19 protein-coding genes, 1 tRNA gene and 1 riboswitch are annotated in these 23,431 nt (G+C 59.7%); of the genes, 8 read left to right on the top strand and 12 right to left on the bottom strand.

Going from position 1 to position 23,431, the window contains the following annotated elements; translation table 11 throughout:
- Positions 1-159: 159 nt before the first annotated feature.
- Complete coding sequence (pcaQ, locus tag JMY24_RS19390) at positions 160-1,158, bottom strand: pca operon transcription factor PcaQ (RefSeq protein ID WP_128597915.1); 999 nt, start codon at positions 1,156-1,158, stop codon at positions 160-162.
- A 106-nt stretch (positions 1,159-1,264) separates the two neighbouring features.
- On the opposite strand from pcaQ, the gene pcaH reads away from it, so the two are divergent.
- The 6 genes from pcaH (at position 1,265) to JMY24_RS19420 (ending at position 6,354) form a co-directional block, all read left to right on the top strand.
- Entirely contained in the window at positions 1,265-1,969 is a 705-nt protein-coding gene (gene pcaH, locus JMY24_RS19395) for a protocatechuate 3,4-dioxygenase subunit beta (RefSeq protein ID WP_128586617.1), read from the top strand.
- Between the two features lie 3 nt (positions 1,970-1,972).
- Positions 1,973-2,560: a protocatechuate 3,4-dioxygenase subunit alpha gene (gene pcaG, locus JMY24_RS19400; protein WP_128597916.1), complete on the top strand. Its 588-nt coding sequence runs from the start codon at positions 1,973-1,975 to the stop codon at positions 2,558-2,560.
- 522 nt (positions 2,561-3,082) lie between these two features.
- On the top strand, positions 3,083-3,718 hold the full coding sequence (locus tag JMY24_RS19405; protein ID WP_128597917.1) for a LysE family translocator: 636 nt from the start codon (positions 3,083-3,085) through the stop codon (positions 3,716-3,718).
- A 307-nt stretch (positions 3,719-4,025) separates the two neighbouring features.
- Entirely contained in the window at positions 4,026-4,229 is a 204-nt protein-coding gene (locus tag JMY24_RS19410; protein WP_006047703.1) for a cold-shock protein, read from the top strand.
- A gap of 291 nt (positions 4,230-4,520) precedes the next feature.
- The gene (locus JMY24_RS19415; RefSeq protein ID WP_128586615.1) at positions 4,521-4,745 is read left to right on the top strand and encodes a hypothetical protein; all 225 of its coding nucleotides are present in this window, start codon (positions 4,521-4,523) and stop codon (positions 4,743-4,745) included.
- A 553-nt stretch (positions 4,746-5,298) separates the two neighbouring features.
- Positions 5,299-6,354, top strand: a complete 1,056-nt coding sequence (locus tag JMY24_RS19420; protein WP_413231257.1) for a hypothetical protein — start codon at positions 5,299-5,301, stop codon at positions 6,352-6,354.
- Between the two features lie 415 nt (positions 6,355-6,769).
- Here JMY24_RS19420 and JMY24_RS19425 read toward each other — a convergent pair whose 3' ends face one another.
- From JMY24_RS19425 to JMY24_RS19470, 10 genes are all read right to left on the bottom strand, one after another.
- Entirely contained in the window at positions 6,770-7,453 is a 684-nt protein-coding gene (locus JMY24_RS19425) for an HD domain-containing protein (RefSeq protein ID WP_128596235.1), read from the bottom strand.
- A gap of 793 nt (positions 7,454-8,246) precedes the next feature.
- The gene (gene atzF / locus JMY24_RS19430; RefSeq protein WP_128596234.1) at positions 8,247-10,061 is read right to left on the bottom strand and encodes an allophanate hydrolase; all 1,815 of its coding nucleotides are present in this window, start codon (positions 10,059-10,061) and stop codon (positions 8,247-8,249) included.
- An 18-nt stretch (positions 10,062-10,079) separates the two neighbouring features.
- Positions 10,080-13,679, bottom strand: a complete 3,600-nt coding sequence (uca, locus tag JMY24_RS19435) for an urea carboxylase (protein WP_128596233.1) — start codon at positions 13,677-13,679, stop codon at positions 10,080-10,082.
- 172 nt (positions 13,680-13,851) lie between these two features.
- Positions 13,852-14,493, bottom strand: a complete 642-nt coding sequence (locus tag JMY24_RS19440) for an urea amidolyase associated protein UAAP2 (RefSeq protein ID WP_128596232.1) — start codon at positions 14,491-14,493, stop codon at positions 13,852-13,854.
- 14 nt (positions 14,494-14,507) lie between these two features.
- The gene (locus tag JMY24_RS19445) at positions 14,508-15,212 is read right to left on the bottom strand and encodes an urea amidolyase associated protein UAAP1 (RefSeq protein ID WP_128596231.1); all 705 of its coding nucleotides are present in this window, start codon (positions 15,210-15,212) and stop codon (positions 14,508-14,510) included.
- Between the two features lie 13 nt (positions 15,213-15,225).
- Positions 15,226-16,017 carry an ABC transporter ATP-binding protein gene (locus tag JMY24_RS19450; RefSeq protein WP_128596230.1) on the bottom strand — a complete coding sequence of 264 codons (792 nt, stop codon included), beginning with the start codon at positions 16,015-16,017 and terminating at the stop codon, positions 15,226-15,228.
- Entirely contained in the window at positions 16,014-16,829 is an 816-nt protein-coding gene (locus JMY24_RS19455) for an ABC transporter permease (RefSeq protein WP_128596229.1), read from the bottom strand. The genes JMY24_RS19450 and JMY24_RS19455 overlap by 4 nt, the downstream gene beginning before the upstream one ends.
- Positions 16,830-16,862: 33 nt before the next feature.
- Entirely contained in the window at positions 16,863-17,933 is a 1,071-nt protein-coding gene (locus tag JMY24_RS19460) for a putative urea ABC transporter substrate-binding protein (protein WP_128596228.1), read from the bottom strand.
- 58 nt (positions 17,934-17,991) lie between these two features.
- A riboswitch (guanidine-I (ykkC/yxkD leader) is annotated at positions 17,992-18,091 on the bottom strand.
- 202 nt (positions 18,092-18,293) lie between these two features.
- Positions 18,294-18,369: transfer RNA gene (locus JMY24_RS19465), tRNA-Lys, on the bottom strand.
- A 62-nt stretch (positions 18,370-18,431) separates the two neighbouring features.
- Positions 18,432-18,989, bottom strand: coding sequence for an Hsp20/alpha crystallin family protein (locus JMY24_RS19470; protein WP_128596227.1), 558 nt, complete (start codon positions 18,987-18,989; stop codon positions 18,432-18,434).
- A gap of 417 nt (positions 18,990-19,406) precedes the next feature.
- Here JMY24_RS19470 and JMY24_RS19475 point away from each other — a divergent pair, with 417 nt between their 5' ends.
- On the top strand, positions 19,407-19,667 hold the full coding sequence (locus JMY24_RS19475) for a hypothetical protein (RefSeq protein ID WP_128584846.1): 261 nt from the start codon (positions 19,407-19,409) through the stop codon (positions 19,665-19,667).
- A 6-nt stretch (positions 19,668-19,673) separates the two neighbouring features.
- Here JMY24_RS19475 and JMY24_RS19480 read toward each other — a convergent pair whose 3' ends face one another.
- Positions 19,674-21,809, bottom strand: a complete 2,136-nt coding sequence (locus JMY24_RS19480; protein WP_128596226.1) for a hypothetical protein — start codon at positions 21,807-21,809, stop codon at positions 19,674-19,676.
- 300 nt (positions 21,810-22,109) lie between these two features.
- On the opposite strand from JMY24_RS19480, the gene JMY24_RS19485 reads away from it, so the two are divergent.
- On the top strand, positions 22,110-23,399 hold the full coding sequence (locus tag JMY24_RS19485) for an MFS transporter (RefSeq protein WP_128596225.1): 1,290 nt from the start codon (positions 22,110-22,112) through the stop codon (positions 23,397-23,399).
- Positions 23,400-23,431 lie beyond the last annotated feature (32 nt).

Consider the following 23,431-nt stretch of genomic DNA (forward strand, 5'->3'; position numbering starts at 1 on the left):
CGGTGCAACCCGTCTCGGTCGGCGACGGCTTTTGCAACGTGTTTGTACACCGGCTCGCGTGACGTTCGCAACTTCATTTTGTACTGACTGGTTCACTAGAGCCGCAACCGGCCCGCGCGTACAGCTAATCGCGCCGCACCGATCGCTGCGCTTTGCGCATCAAGTCGTCGGTGTCGGGCGGCGCGCACGCTTGCGCGAAGCGTTGCTCGCTGGCTTGCTCGCGCTTGCCGCCATTCGCAACTGCGCAACTTCTCGCACGGCGTCGATAAAAGCCCTTCCAACCGCTGACGGCTGCGTGTCCGAGCGCCGGATCAAGCCAACCGGCTCGCCGGTGCCCGCGAACGGCAACGACAGACGCACCAGCATGCCGTGCGCCAGTTCGTATTCCACCGCGCTGAGCGGCACGAACCACACGGCGTCGTTCTCGAGCGTCAGCGCGCGGCCGGTCGAGACCGACAACACCTCCACGAATGCCGACAGCGGCGGTACACCCCAAGCGCTCAGCAAACTTTCCGCCGACTGCCGGATCAGCGTTCCAAACGGCGGCAACACGACGGGAAAATCCTGCAATGCGGCCGACGGCAAACCGGGCGCCGAATCGAGCGGATGCCCTGCGCGCACGACCGCAATCAGCGGTTCGCTGAACAACTGCTCGAAGCTGAGACCCACCATTCGTTCGGGATCGGCCAGCCGCCCGACGGCAAATTCGATCGTGCCCGCTTTCAGGCGCTCGAGCAATTCGGGATTTGCGCCGGTCGCCAAGCGCACGATCACGCGCGGCCAGAGAGACGCGAAACGCTTGAGCGCGGGCGGTATCAGCGCCGCCGCGACGGTCGGCAGAATTCCGACTTCGAGCGTGGCCGCAGCCGCACCTTCGGCGCGCGCGAGCAGATCGACGCCCTGCCGCAACGCACTGACGCAGGCACTGGCGTGCGGCATGAAGAGTTGCCCCTCCCGCGTCGGCACCGCTCCGTGACGGCCGCGCTCGAAGAGTTTTACGCCCAGAATGGTTTCGAGTTCCGCGACCGTCTTCGAGACGGCCGGCTGGGTGATCGACAGGCTGTCAGCGGCCCGCTGGACGCTCCCGAACTGGGCTACGGCCAGAAAGCACTGTAGATGACGGAATTTGACGCGGCTGTCCGCGAGGCTGCGTTGCATAACGGCAGGTTATATGAAAAAGGCCAAAACGTCATTTTTCATAACCGTCCAGTTTGGATACAGTCCGTTCATAAGCCCTATCCCACAAATCCCGAAGGAGACACTAATGGACGATTCCTTTCTCAGCGCACGCGATTTCGCGTCGCATCCCGGATACATCTATCCCGGCTACGGTTCCTCGGTTAAACGCGGCCCGACACGTCCGCTGATTCCGCTGAAGGAGAAGCTCCGCGATCAGCGCGTGCCCGTCTACGGCACCGAAGACCTCGGCGAGCTCGACAACGACCTCACGCGCAACGCGGTTCGTAACGGCGAACCGCTCGGCGAACGCATCATCGTGACGGGGCGTGTGCTCGACGAGGGTGGTCGTCCGGTGCGAAATACGCTCGTGGAAATCTGGCAGGCGAATGCGGCTGGCCGCTACGTGCATAAACTGGATCAGCACGACGCGCCGCTCGATCCGAACTTCCTGGGCGCGGGGCGCTGCATCACGGACAACGAAGGCCGCTATCGTTTCCTGACGATCAAGCCGGGCGCATATCCGTGGGGAAATCATCCGAACGCGTGGCGTCCGAATCACATCCACTTCTCGCTGTTTGGCGAGCATTTCGGTTCGCGCCTCGTCACGCAGATGTATTTCCCCGGCGACCCGCTGCTGGCGTTCGATCCGATTTTCCAGGGCACGCCTGAGCAAGCGCGTGATCGTCTGATTGCGAACTTTTCGCTCGATACCACGCAAGAGGCCTATGCGCTCGGCTACGACTTCGACATCGTGCTGCGCGGCCGCAACGAAACTCCGATGGAGCGCTAAGCCATGACCACTCTTAAGCAAACGCCCTCGCAGACGGTTGGACCGTATTTCGCGTACGGCCTGTGCCCGCAGCAATACGATTTCGACTTCAAGAGCTTGTTCACGCCGGTGCTCGCCGACCGCGAAGCGGCAGGCGAGCACATCACGATCGTGGGCCAGGTGTTCGATGGCGACGGCAACGTGATCGGCGATGCCATGCTCGAAGTGTCACAGGTCGATGCCGATGGCCACTATCCGGAGTCGCGCGAGGAAATTCTCAAGACCGGCTTTCGCGGCTTTGCTCGCGTCGGCACGGGCACGGACCCGCAAAAGCGCTTTGTCGTCGAGACGGTGAAACCGGGCCGCGTGAGCCCGGACGAGGCGCCCCATCTGAATGTGATCGTGACGATGCGCGGCATGCTGCTTCACACGTTCACTCGCATCTATTTCGAGGACGAAGCCCAAGCCAACGAGCGCGACCCCGTGCTGGCAGCAGTTCCGGCAGACCGGCGCGAAACCCTGATCGCGCGCCGCGAGCCGAACACGGCCAACGTGTATCGCTTCGACATCTATATGCAAGGCGACAAGGAAACGGTTTTTTTCGACCTGTAACGCGAATTTCCTACACTTTCATAAAGCTTTCACCTACACTGAAAGCGATCCGTCTAGCGACTGGATCGCGAAACTCCGAGTAGTTGAGCCCGCCTTGCGCGGGCTTTTTTTGCGCTTGCTCAAAAGTACGGGCATTAGCGAGTCCAATGAGCAACGCAGCCAGCGGCGAATCGTGATCAGGTCCGCTATATGAGCGCGGACCTGGCGCACCCAGCACGACAATGCCGATTGGCTTGGGATTCACGAACCGCGTGTGCCGCATGCCCGAACGCGCGCCTTGCATCGAGCGACACGACGGCTGTCATTAGTTTGGATATCGAAGTAATCCGCATGAAGCGATCGGCCTGCTTTTCGGTGAGTACCGTGCGCGTTCGTTCATTATAAAAACACCGCTCACACGATTAAAGGCGGCTGGGTATCATCAACGTCCGACCGATCAGATAATGCAGACAAGAAGCAGCATTCTCATGCTATGTTTGGACGACACTCTCTATTCATATGCAATCGACCGGAGACACAACCATGCCAGCATCAACCGCCGTCCTCACTATTCTCGCCGCGCTGTTATTAGGCGCAATGAGTCCGGGACCGAGCTTTGTCATCGTCGCACGCAATGCGATCGGTCTGTCTCGCGGCGACGGTCTTGCGACGGCGCTCGGCATGGGAATTGGCGGAGTGTTCTTTAGCGGCATTGCGCTGCTCGGCCTATATACGCTGCTCGCTACCGTCGAATGGCTTTACATCGGGCTCAAAGTAGCCGGCGGGCTTTACCTGATTTATCTGGCCTCGAAGATCTGGCGCGGTGCCGCCAAACCGCTCGCGTTCGACGCCACGCAAACCGTCACCACCAATCCGCGCAAGTCTTTCTGGATCGGCCTTAGTACGCAACTGAGCAATCCCAAGACGGCGGTCTATTACGGCAGCATCTTCGCGGCGCTCTTGCCGCAACATCCGCCGCTGTGGTGCTACTTCGCATTGCCGCCCGCGATCTTCGCCATCGAAGCGGGCTGGTACACGGTCGTCGCGCTGTGCTTTTCGAGCAAGCGTCCGCGTGAAATTTATCTGCAATGGAAGGCATGGATCGATCGTGTTGCCGCAAGCGCAGTAGCCGCGCTTGGCTTGCGTCTGATTGTGACCGCACACAAGGTCGGCATCTAAACCCATCCCCGCGCGAGCGGCTTTCCCATGGTCGAGGCGGCCAGGTGAACAAACGGGCAAGCCGCTAACGGGGCCGCATTGCGGCGCCTTTGCCCCGCTGAGTGGAACCGCCCGACAGGACAGTTACAAGTTAACTGTTGACGCTGCTGGGCCAGAGCGGTTACTGTGGCACCCGAAGTTCAAGAAGTTCGATTGCTGTTCATCAATGTCTCGCTCTCTCAGCGGTATTCGTTGTCCTCTCCCTCCTTGACGCTTCTAACGCTCCTTCACAGAGCATATTTTCAATTTCTTTCCTCAAGGATTCTTCATGGATACCGGTACCGTTAAGTGGTTCAACGACAGCAAAGGCTTTGGCTTCATCACCCCGGACAAGGGCGGCGACGACCTGTTCGCACACTTCTCCGAAATCAGCGGCAACGGCTTCAAGACGCTCGCTGAAAATCAGAAAGTGAGCTTCGAAACGAAGCAAGGCCCGAAGGGTCTGCAAGCGGCCAACATCACGCCGCTGTAAGCTAGTTTGAAGGGCTCGGTGTCCGGCAACGGACATCGGGCTGCAGCGACATCCTCGCGGAGCTTTGTCTCCCACAGTTGGCGCACAATCGCTTTTGAGTTGCATGTATCAGGCAGCTCGCTCAAGCGCCAATCGCCTCGTTGCACCTCATTCTCCCCTCGGCTTTAACGCCCTTTTTAGCTTTCCGACTGCGTTCTGATTCGGCTCGCAATGGCTTTGAATCGACTCGTCCGCGCGACTCAATAGAAGTTCGCACGGCAGGCGCGCACTCGTACATTATTAAAATATAAAATGCAAAACCAACAAATTCACCTTTACAACGGCTATGCCATCAAACCCTCGGCGCATCGCTTGCCCGACGGTACATTCTCGTCCAACCTTTTGCTTGAGCGCGCCGACAGCGCACGCACTGAAGGGCTTTACCAGTTCTATTCGCTCGACTACTTCACCGACGAAGAACAGGCATTGCAGCACTCCGCGCGTTGGGCGCACGAGTGGGTCGATACACGCGGTTGACGCGACAATAAGCGCCGCGAAACAGCGTGCAAAATGCCTGCGCCTGGCGAATGTCTAGTTCAGGCGAACTCTCAAGCCGTCATCACTGTTCCGTTCGACGCGTCGAAGCAAAGCGCTAACGGCGCCATTGCGATGACGGCAACTGCTGATATTCGTTTCAGCGCAAGCAGCCCTTCCTTCAAGCGGTCGATCAGATCGCGCCCCCGTCCCGACTTGCGCCACATGCCCGGCGTTATTTGGCTCGACGTCGAATAACCACCGACGGCAGCTCAGCCGCCCTAAAGGTGACATCGCAAACGTGCCGCATATCCCCGGCCTGTCGCCCATGACATAACGGCGCCCTGCAACGCGGCAAGTGCCGACGCAGAAATAGTTTCGCTTCCAACAACACCTGATATCAGGCATACCGCCTCGCGACGCCGAATAGCTTCGCAGCGCTTGCGCGGACGATTGCATTCACCGCGCCTCAATGACGAATCAATGCCTGAAGTCGAGGCATTCATTTCCATCGAAAAACAAACTGAATTGGCGCACGTCACGAGTCGCTTATCTTTTGAACAACGAGTCCGCTTGGCGATCGTTTTATGCGCAATGCATTCAAAGCCGAACTCGAAAGATACTTCTCCAAATAACACTAAAGATTTTTCTTTTGCTGCCGTTTAAATCGGTGCGCGATTCTGCGCGGGCATATCGAGAGTTCAACAATCATATTGCGGAAGCAACGCTCCGCATGCCAAACACTATAATGAAAATGAAAGAAAAACTACCTTTAATCATTGCCGCGTTCGGTTCATTCACGCTCGCCGCGTGCGGCGGGGGCGGGGGCGACAGTTCGCCGGGTGCTCAAACCGGTGCGCCGGCCACGGGTGCCAGCGCACCGGCGCCCTCGTCGGCGCCCGTCGTGGCGGGCGAGTCGCTGCCGAGCCTGACGTCCCCGCAAGCCGGCTCGACTGCCGCCACGGGGAATGGCTTCGAGGGCATCTGGACGAACGCGTCGTCCTCCCGGACGACCGCCATGGTGGACCCGGCGAACAACATTTCCTACCTGAGCGGTCTCTTCACGGTCGTCACATCGACCTTCTTCGGCATCGCAGCGCCCGCCGCGCCGAACTGGGCATTGACGAGCGGCTTCGAGACCACGGGTGGCTTGCGCTACACGGCCACTTCGGGAAGCGGAACGTTCAGCGCGAAGCAGACCTTGACCGGCAGCTATGTCGCCAACGGCCAAACGGTGAACCTGGCATTGAATTACGATCCGGCGAACGCGCTTGCTGTAACGCAATCGAGCGTTGCTGGAACGTGGGCGGAAACTGGGACGACGCTGACCGTCGACGACGCCGGCGGCTTCACTGGCAACCTTTCCGGCTGCGGTGTCACGGGGACACTGGCATTGACCACCCCCGGCTCAAACAAGAACCTCTACACGATGACGGTGAGCGGCACCACAAGTACCTGCTTGCTGGCTTCGGGAGCGACTTACTCGGGTAATGCAGCTATCACGTTCCTGCCCGTTGCCGGCAGCACGACGCTGTATCAACGCTCGATCATCTATCTGATCAAGGCAGCCGATAACTCGGTGATCGCCTACGGCCAGGTGACGAAGCACTAAGCCGTTTAGTGGGCCACAGCAGTTCGGAAAGTTCTCCGACTGCTGACTGGCTCCTTTCGGTAGAACTGAGGTTCTCTTTGCGCGGGCCTCAGTTCTCCGCATCTCTTTCGGGTGCGGTCTTTAATGGACATGTTCTGGGCTTTGTCGCGAACAGAGGTCTCGGCGCTCGCCGGTGCGGATTGATTAAGCTCCCCTCCTCACGCTCGTCGAACGCCTGATTCCAGATGCCAACGAGTATTGTGGGACACGCCTCGTCGGTCATCTGTTTGGCTTTCAATCTTGCGGTACATTTTAGTCACGCATGGACACATCGCGGCCCTAGCTTGCAGCTAATCCGCTTCGCGGACAAATCCCCGCTGCAACCACAAGTTTCTCACCGACGCTTGCGCAGCCAAACATATCGCAGCCCGCGCATTCAACCGTGCTTATGTGCCGGATCGTTGCAAGTGCACGCGTAATTCGAGTCGTTCCACGCATTCCCAAGAATGATGCTGCAGAAGTTCTTGCGACGGAAACCCACATCCTTCAGCGCAAGCACGTCGTCGTTGACCGTGCCAAACGTCGAGTCCGGCCGGTGCTTCATTCCATCGTTGAAGGCGTTGATGATCTGCTCCTTGAAGTTCTCCCCGCGAGGGTGAGCAGAAACCACCACTTTGCGCTGTTCCTCGGTGAACTCGTCAAATGCAAAGCCGAGCACGTCCATCTCGACGCCTGCCGTCACCAGTTGGACCACCGGCTTCTTGAACGGCGGAATGCCCGGCGTGGTATGCAACGCAATAGCGTCCCACACGAGGTCGACATCGCCTTCAGGAATACCGTGCTCCTCAAGGAAGCTACGCGCTGCATTCGCGCTGTCCACCTCGAAGCGGTTCTGGGACGTCCTGAATTGTTCGGTAAGCCCCATGTCGTGGAACATTGCGCCGATGTACAGAAGCTCCGGGTCATACTTCAACCGCTTGCGCTCACCCGTGAGAGCGCCGAAAAGAAACACACGGGTCGAGTGATGAAACAGCAGGTCCGACTCCGTGTCGCGAACGAGTTCGGTGGCTGCACGTGCCATCTTGCTATCGGGGATCTTGATTCCTGCGATCGTCGTCATGTTCGTTGCTCCATATGTGCCTGGTCGAGCCGCGCGTCTTACGAGCGGCTTCAGCAAGCTATGTTGAGAATCGGGACCTTCGTGTGCCGGAGTTCGGATTGCCAGTCTTTCACTGCGTTAGCCGAGCCGGTGTGTCTATCGTCGAGTACTTCATCAAAGAAAATCTACAAGCCAAGTATCGGACGGCGACAGCCGACTTTCAATTTGATTGATGCCCGGAACACGGCCAACGAAACGGTGTTTTCTGCCAGGGCTGCCGTGTACTGGCCTGGCCGGCTTGCAAGCGGGACGAAGCCCGGCAACGCACGGTTCATTTTGAGGACGCACGCAGCGTAAAAGGCATCGCAAGTGAAGGCACCGGATACCCGCTGAAGTTGGAACTCGACCTCGATGACTATGCCGGCTATATCGACATGAACAACCGGCTTCCGTTCGCTGCCGCAAGCGCGATGCTGCCTATGCAATCAGCCATCAAGGAACGCCGCCAATGGCTGCTCATGGCCCATGAGCAGCATCACAGACTGGTTCAGGCGATGTGGAGCGCGGCGAGGGTACGCGAGCGCTCGCACTGGCCACAGAGCACGTGCAGATCGCGCAAAGGAATCTCGCGTACGCGCTGGAGCGGGAGCGGCCCGAAGTTGCATGAAGCTCGCGCCAGCGTTGCAACTCGCAGCCGAGGCGGGACTGTGAGTGCGCGACGGGACGACGCAGCGAGCGCGCCCCGTTGGGAAGCGCTTCGCTGCACTATTGCGCGTAAGTTGCTCCGCTCAAACGCAAACCGAAAGAACGAGCCTCAAGCGTTGACGCCGCGCTCATTGGCAAGCCATGCCCGCCATCCGCCGAATTCGGAGATGTCGGTGCCCGACTGAACGCCATACGGTTCGCACAGGAAACCGGTCACCCACGAGCCATCCGATAGTTCGATCTTGCCGAGAGCCAGCGGCGACGGAACAGTCGCGATGAATGAGCCAAACTCCGAGGCAGGCATCTTCCAGACTTCGACCTCGACCTTGACGCCGCCATCGCCGACTCTCCATAGCCCCGGACGCCGAGTGCCATCCGGTGACGCTGGCAACGCTGCAAGTCGATAGTGCGGCGCCGTCTGCGTGGATTGCTGCAAAACCGCGCCGCGAGAAAGCATGTCTCTATTCAGCGGTAAGCCTTGCATGTGCGCGCCGCATACCGCGACGAGCATTTGATCGTTCGTCGCCAGGCGTCGCCCGGACAGCGCTATCCGGTTTCCACCAACGCATTCGACGCCGCTTGCCCGTTGCAAAAGATCCGCAATCCCCAACAGATATTGGTCGGTAAACGCGCGTCCAAAAACGGTCACACCCCACGGAAGTCCGTTCTTCATGAATGCTGTCGGAGTGGCGACAGCCGCGTAGTCCAACAGGTTCATGAAGTTCGTGTAGTACCCGAGCAATGAGTTCGGCCCGATTGGATCTTGCTCCAGTTCGGCGAGCGTCACAGCGCGCGGATATGTTGGTGTGAGAACGCAGTCGAGTGTCTCGATCAATGCATCGCAACGAGCTTTCAATGCCTGAAGGCGATATTGCGCCTGGAACAATTCGACAGCGGTTGCGCCCGGCGCCTTGGCGAGCACGTCGCGAATGACTGGAAGCACTGCGTCCGGCCGGGTCGACATCAACTCGCCTGCCACGCTGTAACGCTCCGCGACCCACGGCCCCTGATAAAGAAGATTTGCTGCTTCAACGAAAGGCGCAAAGTCGATCTCGACAGCCTCGCCTCCTGCCGCTTCAAGCATCGCGCGGGCCTTGGCGAATAGCGCCGGACTCTCCGCGCATCCCGCAAACTCCAGTTGCGAAGGAACGCCGAATCGGAAAGCGGCCGGCGCGCCGAAGGCTCGTGCGGAATTCCACTGCGGATTCTTGCGACTGTATGCGTCGCGAGGATCGGTGAGCGCAGTCAGCGAGAGAAGCTCGCTCGCTTCTTCCGCTGTGGCCGTGAAGAAGGTCACGCAATCGAGGGTGCGGCAAGCGGGCACTACGCCCGCCGTGGACAGAATGCCTTTAGTTGGTTTGAGTCCGACGAGATTGTTGAGTCCCGCAGGCACGCGGCCGGAACCGGCCGTGTCTGTACCCAGCGCAAAACTGGCGACACCGAGCGCAACAGCTAACGACGACCCAGCGCTGGAACCCCCAGAGGGATAGTCGGGATGCACGCTGTTGCGGCACTTTCCATAAGGCGAGCGAGTGCCGTTTAGACCGGTAGCGAACTGATCGAGGTTGGTCTTACCGAGCGGTATGCCGCCGAGCGCAATCAGTTGCGCGACCAGCGTCGCCGACTCAGAAGGCGTGTATGCAAACCCCGGGCACGCAGCCGTGGTCTCGATACCGGCGAGGTCGATGTTGTCCTTGATGGCGAATGGAATGCCGTAAAGCGGCAGGTTCTCAATGTTCTGCCGATCGAGCCAGTCGAGATATGGCGCGACTTCTTCTTCGGTCAGAAGATGTATGAACAGGTTGAACTCTGCATTTAGCTCCGCGGCTTTCCGAAGAAGTTCATTCACGAGAGTGCGAGGCGCAAGGGTTCCGGCACGGTATGCATTGCGCAGTACCGGAAGGCGCAAATCAAATGACGACATGGCTGTGTGTCCTCGTATTCAGTGACGTTCAATGACTGCAATCCGCTGCCCGGCGCGCACAGGCGAACCGGGACCCACGTAAATCTCGCCGACGGTTCCAGCGCAGGGAGCACACACCGATATTTCCATTTTCATCGACTCGATAATAAGCAGTACGTCGTCTGCGGCAACCACGTCACCCGTCTTGACCTTCACCTGCCAGAGGCTCCCGGCAATCTCGCTGTCCACTGCAACCTCGCCATCTTCGAGAGGAGTCAGTTGAGCGTCTTCGGCCACGGGTGCCTCGATTGCATCTTCCGATGTACCCGCTTCTCGCCAGCGCTCACGCTCGGCTTCGAATGCTGCCTGTTGCCGGGACCGGAACTCGTCGATGCTGGCAGATTCGCTCGCAAGGAACGCCTGATAGGCTGGCAGAGAAAGCTCCGATTCCTCGATTCGCAACGGGTAGCGTCCGAGTGGAAAGTCAGCGCGAATGCGCAGCAGTTCTTCGGGCGAGACTTCATAGAAGCGGATCTGGTCAAAGAAGCGCAGTAAGTAGTGCTGCCCGGCGAAGTCCGCAACCTTCCGGTAGCGATTCCACATCTGCAGCGTGCGGCCCACGAATTGATAGCCGCCGGGTCCTTCCATTCCGTAGACGCAGAGATACGCGCCGCCGATGCCCACCGAATTCTCCGCGGTCCAGGTCCGCGCCGGGTTGTACTTGGTCGTCACGAGACGGTGACGCGGATCGAGCGGCGTCGCGACCGGTGCGCCCAGGTACACGTCGCCTAGCCCCATCACGAGATAGTTCGCGTCGAAGACGATGCGCTTGACTGCGTCGATAGACTCGAGGTCGTTGATACGCCGGATGAATTCGAGGTTGCTCGGGCACCACGGCGCGTCCTTGCGCACCGTGGTCATGTACTTTTCGATCGCGAGTTGGCACGCGGGGTCGTCCCACGAAAGAGGAATATGGACGACGCGCGACGGCACGCGAAGGTCCTTCATCAACAGGACTCGCTCCCAAGCCTCCCCTACGATGCCAAGCAGTTGCGCAAGAGATAAATCCTCGGGCCGATAATGAATCTGAAGCGAACGTATCCCCGGCGTGAGGTCGATTACGCCCGGAAGCGCTTTCGCTTCCAGTGCCTGCATCAGTGCATGCCCGCGGAAGCGCGAAACGAGGTCGAGTTCCGGCGGACCAATCTCCAGAAGAAGATGTGTGTCGCCCGACAAACGTGCTACGAGCCTTTCGCCGGCATCGCCCGAGTCGAGAACAATGGGAGACGTCAGCGACGAGCGTCTCCCGATTGGCGCGCATTGCCCAATCTCAAGGCTCTCCAGTTCGCGGTTGCGCTCGCGTGCCGCTTCACGCGCATATCCGATTTCTACGGGCACGAAACGAACCTTGTCGCCTGCCTTCAGCTGGCCGATGTGCCAAAGGTCGGCTTCGATAATCGTCACCGGACAGACAAAGCCGCCGAGACTCGGACCGTCTGGCCCGAGAATCACAGGCATGTCGCCGGTGAAATCGACGGCACCGACTGCATAGGGATTATCGTGAATGTTCGACGGATGCAGCCCGGCTTCTCCACCGTCTTCGCGCGCCCACTCCGGCTTCGGTCCGATAAGGCGCACGCCGGTACGACTCGAATTGAAATGTATCTCCCACTCCGTATCGAGGAATTGCTCGATGTAACGGGCACTGAAGTACTCCGGCGCGCCGTGCGGACCGTAGATCACGCGTATCGTGCGAACGCTCTCCAGCTTCGGTACATTGGCGAGCGCAGCGCCAGCTTGCGTATCCTGCAGTGGATAAAGGTGAAGCACGTCGCCCGCGCGAATGGCGCGGCCACCATGCCCACCGAACTGGCCGAGCGTGAAAGTGCTGCGGCTTCCCAGATACAGCGCAACGTCCAGGCCGCCGCGCACGCACATATATGCGCGCGCGCCGGCGCCCCGAATCGTACCGAGCGCCAGCACGGAACCCGCCGGGACAAAGACGCTGGTATTGAGCGGTTGCCTTACATCGTCCAGCAATACGGGAATGTCCGCACCGGTAATGGCGATGACGGCGTCGGTGTTGAATCGCAGCGTCGGCCCGCTCATCGTGATCTCTAGAGCAGCCGCTTCCGGCGCGTTGCCGAGCAGACGATTGCCGAGCCGCATAGCGCGGTCGTCCATCGGACCTGACGGCGGAATGCCTACGGCCCAGAAGCCCTGTCGGCCGGGGAAATCCTGCACCGTGGTTTGGGTGCCGCCACTGACCACTTCAACGGTGCTCGCTCGATACTTGAGGCCTTCCAGGCAGCGGGTCCACGGTTCTCCGGAAGCAAAAGGCTCGTCGTCGAGAATCTGGCGCAAGTAGTCACGGTTTGTCTCGACGCCGAAGATACGTGTGTTCTGCAACGCATCGTTCAGCGCGTGTCGCGCCTCTTCGCGCGTCGGCGACCACGCGATGATCTTTGCGAGCATCGGATCGAAGTACGGCGGCACCTCGCAACCGGATTCAATCCACGTATCGATACGCAGCGCACTTCCGTCGGCCTGCGGAAAAGCCACATCGGTGAGAAGGCCCGGACTCGGTATGAAGTCGCGGCCCGGATCTTCGGCGTAAAGCCGAGCCTGAATCGCATGGCCTCGCGGTGTGAGACCTGCGGCGAGTTCGTTCAGAGGCGCGAGTGTTCCTGCCGCCAGTTCGATCATCCAGCGAACGAGGTCGACACCCCAAACCTGTTCGGTCACACCGTGCTCCACCTGCAGACGCGTGTTCACTTCCAGGAAGTAGAACTGCTGGGCGGCGCTGTCGTACACGAATTCGACCGTACCGGCAGAGCGATAGTCCACCGCCTTTGCAAGCTTGACGGCAGCATCGCACAATGCCTCCGCTATCCCTTCCGGCAAGCAAGGCGCAGGCGTTTCCTCCAGCACCTTCTGATTGCGCCGCTGCACTGAGCAGTCGCGGACACCGAGCGCAATCGCGTCTCCCTTTCCATCGCCGAAAACCTGAACTTCGAGATGCCTGGCTCTTTCGATGTACTTCTCGAGGAACACCCCCGAATCGCTGAAGTTGTTTTCGCCAAGGCGTTTGACCGCATCGAAATGCGCGCCGAGTTCATCCGCATGCCAACACACTCGCATGCCGATACCGCCACCGCCCGCAGTGCTTTTCAGCATCACCGGATAGCCAATGGTTTCAGCTGCGTTGAGTGCTGCCGGCAAGTCTTCCAGCAAGCCGGTGCCGTTGAGCATCGGCACACCCTGATTGCCCGCGATCTCCCGAGCCGTATGTTTGAGCCCGAATGCTCGCAACTGTGCGGGCGTTGGGCCGATGAAGGCGATACCCGCTGCTTCACATGCCTCGCCGAAAGCTGCGTTCTCGGACAGGAACCCATATCCCGGATGAATAGCCTGCACGCCTTCGCTGCGAGCAATCTCGAGGATCTTCGTCGAGTCGAGGTAGGTCATCGCTGCGGGACCGTCGCCCAGCTCATGCGCAATCGGCGCTTCGCTCACATGACGGCTCGCCCTGTCGGCCTCCGAGAAAACGGAGACTCCGGTCACATTGAGTTCGCGCAACGTTCTGAGGATGCGGCAAGCGATTGCACCGCGATTGGCGATGAGGATCTTCTCAAACATGGGAGGAACCCGGATTCAAAGGCGGGTCGTCCCGCCGTGGGAATTTGCAGCCGCGGTCGTCCACGGCTGAAGTCGCGTCAGCGATTTGCCAGATTCAGTTGTTCTCGGGTGCAAGTCACGCAGCGTCCGGAGCGAACAAGCAGGAGGAAGTAGATCAAACTGCGAACGCGCTTCAGTCCCATATCAGCAACTCCGCAGGCGTAGGGTTGTAGGCATTGCACGGGTTATTCAACTGCGGGCAGTTCGAAATCAGCACGATGACGTCCATCTCCGCGCGCAGTTCGACATACTTGCCCGGCGCAGAAATGCCGTCTTCGAAAGTAAGGCCGCCTTCAGCAGTCACCGGCACGTTCATGAAGAAGTTGACGTTCGCGCCGACGTCCTGTTTGGAAAGACGGCCGTCATGCGAACAAGCACGCAGGAAGTTGTCGCGGCAGCTGTGCATGTATCGCTTTTCCAGCGCATAACGAACCGTGTTGCTCTCCTGCGCACAGGCACCGCCGAGCGTATCGTGGCGACCGCAAGTATCTGCAACGATGGTCAACATCGCGTTGCCGCGATTCGAATACAGAACGGAACCGGCGGTCAGGTACAGGCTCTTCTGACGCCGCAGCGTGCGTTGCGGGTCGAAACGCTCGCGAGGGTCGGCAAGACTATAGAAAAGCGTGTCGACCGCCTGATTGCCTTCGAGATCGACGATGCGCAATGTGCGCCCGGCCTTTACCTCGTGAAGCCAGGGTTCGCCGGCCGCGACGGTCTGACGGAAAGCCGCTGTTTCGGGACGTTTGTCACTGACAACATGTGTGCTGGTCATGAGTAGCCCTCCGCTCACAGAAAGAATCGTTCGGTATTGATAAAGCCGCGCACGTTCTCATCGCATGCGGTGCGACATACTTCGGCCACGCTCGGGTCTGCCTCGCTCAATTCGAGCTTCACAGGCTTCGGTGAATATTCAGGGCCTGGGTCCAGTGGATGCTGGATCGCAGTGAGCACGACCAGCGTGTTCATGGGCGCATACAGCTCGACGTAATCGCCGGCCTCCGAGTTTCCCTTCACGAAGCTGAGTGTTCCGCCGTCGCTAACGTCCACACGACTGAAGAGGTTCAGCGTCATCAGCAAATCGGATATGGTGAGTCCCCACTTGCTCATCTCGACGAGCAGGTTGTCGGTGCCGTTGCGATAGAAAGAGTTGCGCAATTCCTGGTAGCGCCCGCTGCCGTATTGCTCGAAGACTTCGTCAGCGTTCGACACCCCGCCGATGCTGTCATGCCAGCCGCACGTGTCTGCCACGATCGCAGCGAGAACGCGGCCCATGTCCGAATACAGGCAGTGGCCGATGGTCAGCTTCGCGGTGTGCTGGCACTTCAGCGAATCGGGCAGGTTGAGACGCTCGCTCTTTTCCGTTGCATTGACCATCATCACGCTGACGTTTGCGCCACCGCGCAAGTCGGTCACGCGAAGCGACTGTCCGCGCTTGACGATGAGCGACGTATGACCGCCGCCGGGCACGGTTTCTTCAAGTAACAGATTCATGTCCACGTTCCCTTCAGTCCGAGATTGCTTCGACATTCGACGCGCCTTGCACCGCCGCTTGGGCCAGATGAACAGCGGACACGGAATCGCGGCTACGGTCGAGCGGAATGTTGTAGGTAATGCGCGCCCCGTAAGCTCCGGGCGCTTGCGGGTCCACCCGAACCTTGTCGAAGACGAGCACGCGACTGCCCAGGGTGAAACCTTCTTTTAGGTCATGCGTGACCATAAAGATGGTCAGGTTCGATTCGCGCCACAGGTCGGACAGCAACTCATGCATGTCTCGGCGAATGCCGGGATCGAGCGCGCCGAACGGCTCGTCGAGCAGCAGGACGCGAGGCTTCATCATCAGCGCCTGAGCGATTGCAAGGCGTTGCTGCATACCGCCGGACAGTTGCTGCGGATACTTGTCAGTCGCGGCGCCGAGGCCCACGCGTTCGAGCATCGCGGCGGCCTCGTCGCGGGCCCGACGTCGTTTAGCGCCGAACAGTCGCCCCGTGAACTTCGCTCGTGGAAGCTCCAGTCCAAGCGTCACATTGCGCAGCACGGTGAGATGGTCGAACACCGAGTAGCGTTGAAAAACCACGCCACGGTGTGCATCCGGCTCGCCGGGCAGGGGCTGTCCGTCCAACAGAATCTCGCCGCGCGTCGCTTGCTCCTGTCCCAGCAGAAGTCGCAGAAACGTCGACTTGCCGCACCCAGACGCGCCGACCATCGAACAGAACTCACCCTCCTTGACGGTCAGATTCAAGCGCTCAAGCACAACCTGATCGCCATACTCTTTCCAGACGTTGCGGACCTCGATCATCGCGCGCCTCCGCCAAACCAGGGGAAGGACCACTGCGTAATCCGGCGAAGCAATTCATCTGTGAGCCATGCGAGCAGCGTAATCCACGCGACGTACGGCAGAATCAGGTCCATCGACAGATATCGGCGCACGAGGAAAATGCGGTAACCCAAACCATCGGTTGACGCTATCGCCTCGGCCGCGATCAGAAAGAGCCATGCGGCTCCCAGCGAAAGACGCATCGCCGCAAGCAATCGCGGCAGGAGTTGCGGCAGCACGAGCCGCAAGATCAACGTCCAGCTCGTAGCGCCAAGCGTCTGAGCCTTGACCCACAGCTCCGTTGGGATCTCTTTAGCGCGAGCATGCAAGTCCCGAATGATCATTGGCGTGATGCCGACGACGATGAGAACCACCTTCGACAATTCGTCGAGTCCAAACACGATGAAAAGAATCGGCAACACCGCGAGCGGCGGCACCATCGAGATCACCGTGACAAACGGCGAGAGCGTTGCACTCACCACCGGAAACGAGCCCGTCGCCACGGCCACCACAAGAGCAATCACCGCGCTTACGAGAAGGCCGATTCCGAGTCGTCTCAAGCTCGACAGCGTGTCGGCCCACAACAGGTACTCACCGGTGCGCTTGTCCTCGGTGAATGCGACTGCCTTCACGGCATCGCTCATTTGCGCTGCGCTCGGCAGCAGCTTGTCATCAGGATTGAGCTTGAGCCGCTCGGCGGACCCCGTGAAATACACAGCCAACAGCACGACGAACGGCAGCAGAAGTAGCATCAGGCCGCCGATCCGGCTCGGATGTCGATTGATCAATCTCATGGTGACCGCCTCTTTAAGCCGGGAATATTCGTGTTACAGCTTGCCCGCGGCAGCCATCTCGACGTAGGTCGGATCAAAGCGAAGCTTGACGTTGTTCTTGTTGCCAACCACGACGTTCTTATCGAAAGCCATGCCCACGGCGTCCGCGCTGCGGGCATCCTGTCCGAGCAGGCCATGATCGAAGGAGAACTTTGCGACGCGCGTCATGATCTTCGGCATGTCGGGGCTGGTGACGAAATCCAGTGCGGCCTTCGGCGTGTAGAAAAGCGCCGTTGTTGAAAGCTGACCTCTGAAGTTTGCAAGGTCGGTACCGGAGGCTTTCGCCATTGCGGTCAAAGCGGACGTGCTTTCCGCCGAGTTGCTGTGCATCAACGCGACCATTTCGAACCAGGCGCCAGTCAGTGCTTTTCCAAGCGCCGGATTCGCCTGCAGCGTCTTCGTGTTGACGACCATCATGTCCATGATTTCGCCAGGAATCTTGCTGGAATCGAAGACTTCGGTCACGTTGGGCTGTGCTCGCAGATCAGCGAGCATCGGGTTCCACGTCACCGCATTGTGGACGGTGGGCGTCGCGAAAGCGCCTGAAATGTCGGCGTCGGATGTGTTCACCACTTTAAGGTCGCGCTCGCTCATATGCGCGCTTTCCAATGCGCGGGCGAGCAGGTAATGAGACACGGAGAACTGCACGAGATTGACCTGCTGCCCCTTCAGATCGGCGATCTGCTTGCCCTTGCCTTTCATGAGCACGCCGTCGTTGCCGTTCGAGTAGTCGCTGACAATCAACGCCGTCGAATCGACACCGCCCGAAGCCGGAATGGTGAGCGCATCCATATTGGTCATTGCACAGCCATCGAACTTGCCGGCGGTGTACTGATTGATGGACTCAACGTAGTCGTTCAACTGCACGACATCGATATTGATGCCGTACTTCTTGGCCCACTTGGAGACGATGCCTTGAGTCTTCGCCTGGCCCCACGGCATCCAGCCCGCGTAGATGGTCCAGCAAACCTTGAAGTCGTTGCGACCCGCGGCGAACGCGGCACTGGAGGCGAATGTGGCGAGGGAGATGGCGGCAATGCCAAGACAGCGAACGAGCTTGCGCATGAGGTTGACCTCGGAGGGGACGGTTAGCGACGGCAGGGAGCAGCGCAAACATCGCGTTCTCTCCCGGGCTTTTATCCCGCCGTGTAACCTCGCCTGAGGTCGACAGCTCTCGGACCAGCGCCTGCGAGAAGCAGGCCGGAACCCTAGCCGTCCATTTCCAAATTGTTTGACGAACCGGATGATGCGCCGGCCCCTTGCCCACTCTCTTAAGCGGGAAGTGTGCCAACGAAGAGATTGCAGGTTCTCCGCGTGTCAGACGTCTTTCGTGCCCTCGCGCGGTGATGACCTGCACTGCGATGCGTCAACGCGCACCCTTTTCGGGCGTGGCGGCCCGGTCGGGTCCGGCCACACCGGATTGGATGGTAGGCCGTGGCGGATTCGAACCGCCGACCAACGGATTAAAAGTCCGCTGCTCTACCAGCTGAGCTAACGGCCCGGTCCCCTCGCGCCGGCTCGCCGCCGGGCGCTTATAAGCTCTGCAAGCCCATGCCCATCGTGCTAGCCGATTTCAATGTTGCGGCTCGCGGCTCGGGTCGGCTCCTGCTTCGGTACGGTTAGAGTCAGCACGCCTTTGTCGAACCTGGCCAGTGTGCGCTCGGGATCGGCGTTCTCCGGCATGGGAATCGTACGCACAAACCTTCCGTATGCGCGTTCGAGCCGATAGCAACCGTCCTCCTCGCTGTGCACGTCCTGCTTTTTCTCACCGCGCAATACGAGTGAGCCGTCCTCGACGCTCACGGTCAGGTCCTCGCGCTCCATGCCCGGCAGTTCGACCGTCACGCGCAATATCTTGCCTTCGTCGACCACGTCGATACGCGGCTGGAAGCGCGACGAACTGAAGTCGCCAAACCATCGCTCGAGCGCGCCGCGGCCTGCAAACGGATCGTGGAAGAACTCCTCGACCGCGCGCCACGGATCGCGAGGAAAGAGCCGCGAAATGTCAGGCCACGCCGCGCGCCATTGCTCGCTCGACTGTGGCGCCGAAGCACTCTCCGCCTCGGGCTTGCGGCCTGAGCCGCGAAGAAACTTGAACGGGTTCCATTTCTTATCGCTCATGGTGTTGCTCCTTCGCCCCTGGAGGCGAACCGGACCACGCGCTCCAGCTCGCCGATCAGGGAAATCTGTCCACTGACAAACAAATCGAAACACGCAGCGCGTGGAACGCGACTGCTGAGCCGAAAATAAAATAGGCTGGCGGCCAAGGTTTTTCAAGTACGCGTTTTGCACAATGATACGGCGCGCCGGCCACCCTCGCCCGCCGAAAAATCTTGTTACAAACTCCCCGGCAAACACCCTCTTGAAGTCGCACGAAGAAACCTTATTTCGCTTTCCGCCAGCGCGCTGGCAACGGGTGCGCCGCAACCGCGGGCGTTACCCATTCTCGCTGTTTGCGCGCAGCCCGCCGCCGGTTCGCGAATGGCGGAGCCGCTTTTTGCATGAGCCGCAGCCACCTTGCGTGAGGTTCGAATACCTATGGAACTGACGCTCACCATCGACTCGCGTCCGCTGACGCTGGAACTCGACGACGTGGTCGCCGGGCTCCTCGCGGTACGCCTGAACGTGCCATCCGACACCGAAATGCGCGCCGCGCTGTGCCGCTATCTAAGCGACGCAGGCGGCCCGTGGCTGCTCGACGAGAACCATATGCGAAAGCGCATCCTGCGGCGCCTGATACTCGATATAGCCGACCCCGCGCTCGTGATCCGCTATCTGATGATCGAGCAGCCGCATTGAAGGACGCTAGCTCGAGTACTTCAGACTCCACGTGAACGTACGATTGCCGCCCGCATTCAGCGTGAAGGGCTGCGTGGTACACGCAAACTTCGAATGTAACTGGCCGATTGGCGTTGTCGACAATGGGTTCGTCGCGCCGCCCGCCGTGTCGAAGTTGGACAGCGCGCAACCGTCGAAGCCCGTGGTGCCGTAAGCAGTCGCGCTGCTATTGGCATAGCTAACCGAGAAGCCGTCGCTGTTGGTTGTCGTCTTCTGGAAATCGGCGAACGATGTGAAATCCGTTTCGACGGCCAGATTGCCGGTCAGCGTTGCCGAGCTTAGCGTATCGGTTCGCGTAAGCGTGCCCCGACCGAACGTGAGAACGGTGTGAGCCTGCAAATCGAGGTCGGTGAAAAACGCTGCGTTCTTTGTGGCTTGTCTGAACTTCGCGGTATCGAACGACACGATCACCTGGCCATTGCTTTCCGTGACGTTCAGATTTTTATAGTACGTGACCGGTATGTACGTTTTGCCGTTGTACGACACTTGCGGAATGAGCAGTGCGTAGCCGAGGTCCGTCGTGCCGTAGATGAGCTTGTCGGAGAAAGGAACAGGGTAATACGGCGTGTACGAGTTGTAGTCTGGCGCCTGACTCAGGTTCAGATTGATGACCCGATTGCCGTCGCGTACCGTGACAAGCGCCGCGCTGTACGGATGCGCGGTATCGCTAGGCTGGTTGTACCAGGTGAGCGTATAGCGAGGCCTCGCATCGAGCCAGGCCTGGAAGTCGGAGTCCGACATAGGCGCCTTGCCGCTGAAGCCGAGCTTGCTCCACCACGCATCCACGTACATGTACTGATGCAGCAGGCTGAAGTTCTCACCCATTACGCGCGGCTTGCCGCGGTAAGTGTCGGTGCCACGGCCTTTCACCCACATATTCACCGAAGGAGTCGGCAACGTCGGGTCATACCAGAACGTCTCGTAGCGATGAGCCGCCTTATAAATGAATGTATAGGCGATCTGCATTTCCTGCGGTGTCAATACGCCCGCATTGGCTGCGGCAGTGAGCACTTCCATGAACGCCGAATCGCCATAAGGACCGATCGAACGCCCGTAGTTGAAGCCCTCGCCGTCGGCATTCAATTGCGGAAGAATGAGATCCACCGATTTTCTCAAATAGCCCTTCAATTCCGGCGTGAGATTGGCCTCATTGCCCATTTCCAGTGTGCGCTCCACCACTTCGCCGATCAGCAGCGTGCTATATCTGTCGAAGCGCGCCTTGTCGTAATAGGTTGTGTGCGTGTTCGACGCTTCGTCCGAAAAACCTCCGGACGAGTCGTTGCGAATATGGTTGGCGAGCGTGTACAACAATGCATCGCGTGCGCTCATCGTGGCAACGGCTGGGTCGGTGGCAGACGAGAAAGTCGGATTGCTCCAGCCGAGCTTCTGCCGTAGTCCTGCAATACCGTACGACACGGCGTAATAGTTCTGCGCGGTATTGAGCGAGGCAACGTCGATCGGCACGCCGGCAGCAGGGCATGTGTTGGTCTTGCCGCTGGAATCGGCGCCGAACATGTCGCAAAATGTCAGGCGGTTTTGCAGCGTCGCCAGCATCGCGTCGCTGAATACTTCGTTCAGCATGCCGCGCGCCTTGAAATTGTTCAGGGCAACCAGGTAATAGTATTCGCCCCACGACGTGTTCGCGTACATGTAATCCGCGCTGCTCGTCTGGCTCATCATCGCGGTGGTGATCTTCTGGTACGTCGCGAGATAGTCCGCGTATTTCGGGTCGCCTTTCGCCTTCATATCGATCAGGATGTACGAAAGGCCGAGCGCCAGCTTGCCGGGCAAAAACTTGTCGCCGGTGTTGGTGTCGAGCACGTGTACGGGATTGCCGTCGCCGAGATCCATCACGACTTGCGTAAAGTCCGGCGCCTTTCTGATCAGGTCGAACAGCGCTCGCATCTGACCCATCATCGTAATGGGCACATCGGTCCCGGGCGGGACGCTCGTATCGCTCGCGCCGTAGACGATTGAATGAAGAGAAGGCGTGGGCGTGGCGGCAGGCGGCTGGATCGCATCGCTGCCGCCTCCGCAGGCCGTCATGAAAAGTGTCAGCGCACTCGCGGCACACACGTTGAAGGAATTTCGTGGGGAACGCATGTTTGTCTCCTGATTGGAATTGGATGGAGCACAACTAGCCTCTGAAAATCCCAAGAAAACGATTAACTATTCGTCAGATCTGCATGCTCGCACCACTGCGGCAGTGCGCACAAGCCTAGGTAAACTCAGTACTGGTAAAGCGCCAGCAAAGCTTCTATGCTTAGAAAAACGTTTTCCTAATTAGGTCCAAATCGTCGACTTGGCGCTGTTGCGCTGCGTCGCGCGTGACGGGCTTGGGGCGCTCGTCGCCCGGTACCTATAGCGCGGCGCGACGAGCGAGGCTGCGCGACGGAGACATTCATGCAAACTGCCGTAATCGGTCTTGCCCGTACCGCCAGCCGCTATCGCTGGACGGTGTGCGCGCTGCTGTTCTTCGCGACCGTCATCAATTACATGGATCGGCAGATTCTCGGTCTGCTCGCGCCGCTGCTGCAGCACGACATCGGCTGGAGCCAGGTGCAGTACGGCCGCATCGTCATCGCGTTCTCCGCGTTTTATGCAGTGGGACTGTTGTGCTTCGGCCGGATCGTCGACTGGCTCGGCACACGAATTTCCTACGCGCTTGCAATGCTCCTGTGGAGCATTGCCGCGATGCTGCATGCCGCGGTTGGCTCGGTCACCGGCTTCGCGATGGTGCGCGCGCTGCTCGGCATAGGCGAAGGCGGCAACTTCCCGGCCGCAATCAAGACCACCGCCGAATGGTTTCCGCGGCGCGAGCGCGCGCTGGCCACCGGCATCTTTAACTCGGGCGCGAATATCGGCGCGGTATTCGCGCCCGCGATCATCCCGCCGCTAGCACTGGCGTTCGGCTGGCGCTCGGCGTTCGTGATCATCGGCGCGCTCGGTATTGTGTGGCTCGCCGTATGGTTCGCCTTTTACCGTTCGGCTGAACCGCGTTCACACGACGACGAACTCGAAGAAGCCCGCGACGAAGTCGAAGCGCTCGATGCCGCCAACGTCAACGCCCGTGCTCCCGGTTGGGGCGTGCTGATCCGCAAGCGGCAGACGTGGGCGTTCCTGATCGGCAAGTTCCTGACCGATCCGGTGTGGTGGTTTTATCTGTTCTGGCTGCCGAAGTGGCTCAACGAGTCGCGCGGCATGGACATGCAGCACATCGGCCTGCCGCTCGTTTGCATCTACGCGATGACGACCGTGGGCAGCATCGGCGGCGGCTGGCTTTCGTCGGCGTTGCTGCGTGCAGGCTGGAGCGTGAACGCCGCGCGCAAAACGGCGATGTTCATCTGCGCATGTTGCGTGCTGCCGATCGCGTTCGTCTCGCAGATCGACAACCTGTGGGGCGCGGTTGCGATCGTCGGCCTCGCAGCCGCAGCGCATCAGGGCTGGTCCGCGAATCTCTTCACCACGGCGTCGGACCTCTTTCCGAAGCGCGCGCTCGGCGCGGTCGTCGGCATCGGCGGAATGGCTGGTTCGATTGGCGGCGTGCTGTTTTCGGAAGTGATCGGGCAGGTGCTGCAACGCACCGGTCACTACTGGGTGCTGTTCGCGATTGGCGCGCTCGCGTACCTTATCGCGTTTGCCGTGATGCACATGCTGACGCCGCGCATGGCGCCGGCAAAATTCGAAGCGTAAAAGCGCGAGAAACGTGAGGTGAGAGCGCGACG

Origin of the sequence: Paraburkholderia kirstenboschensis, from assembly GCF_904848585.1 — a bacterium.
GTDB lineage: Bacteria > Pseudomonadota > Gammaproteobacteria > Burkholderiales > Burkholderiaceae > Paraburkholderia > Paraburkholderia kirstenboschensis.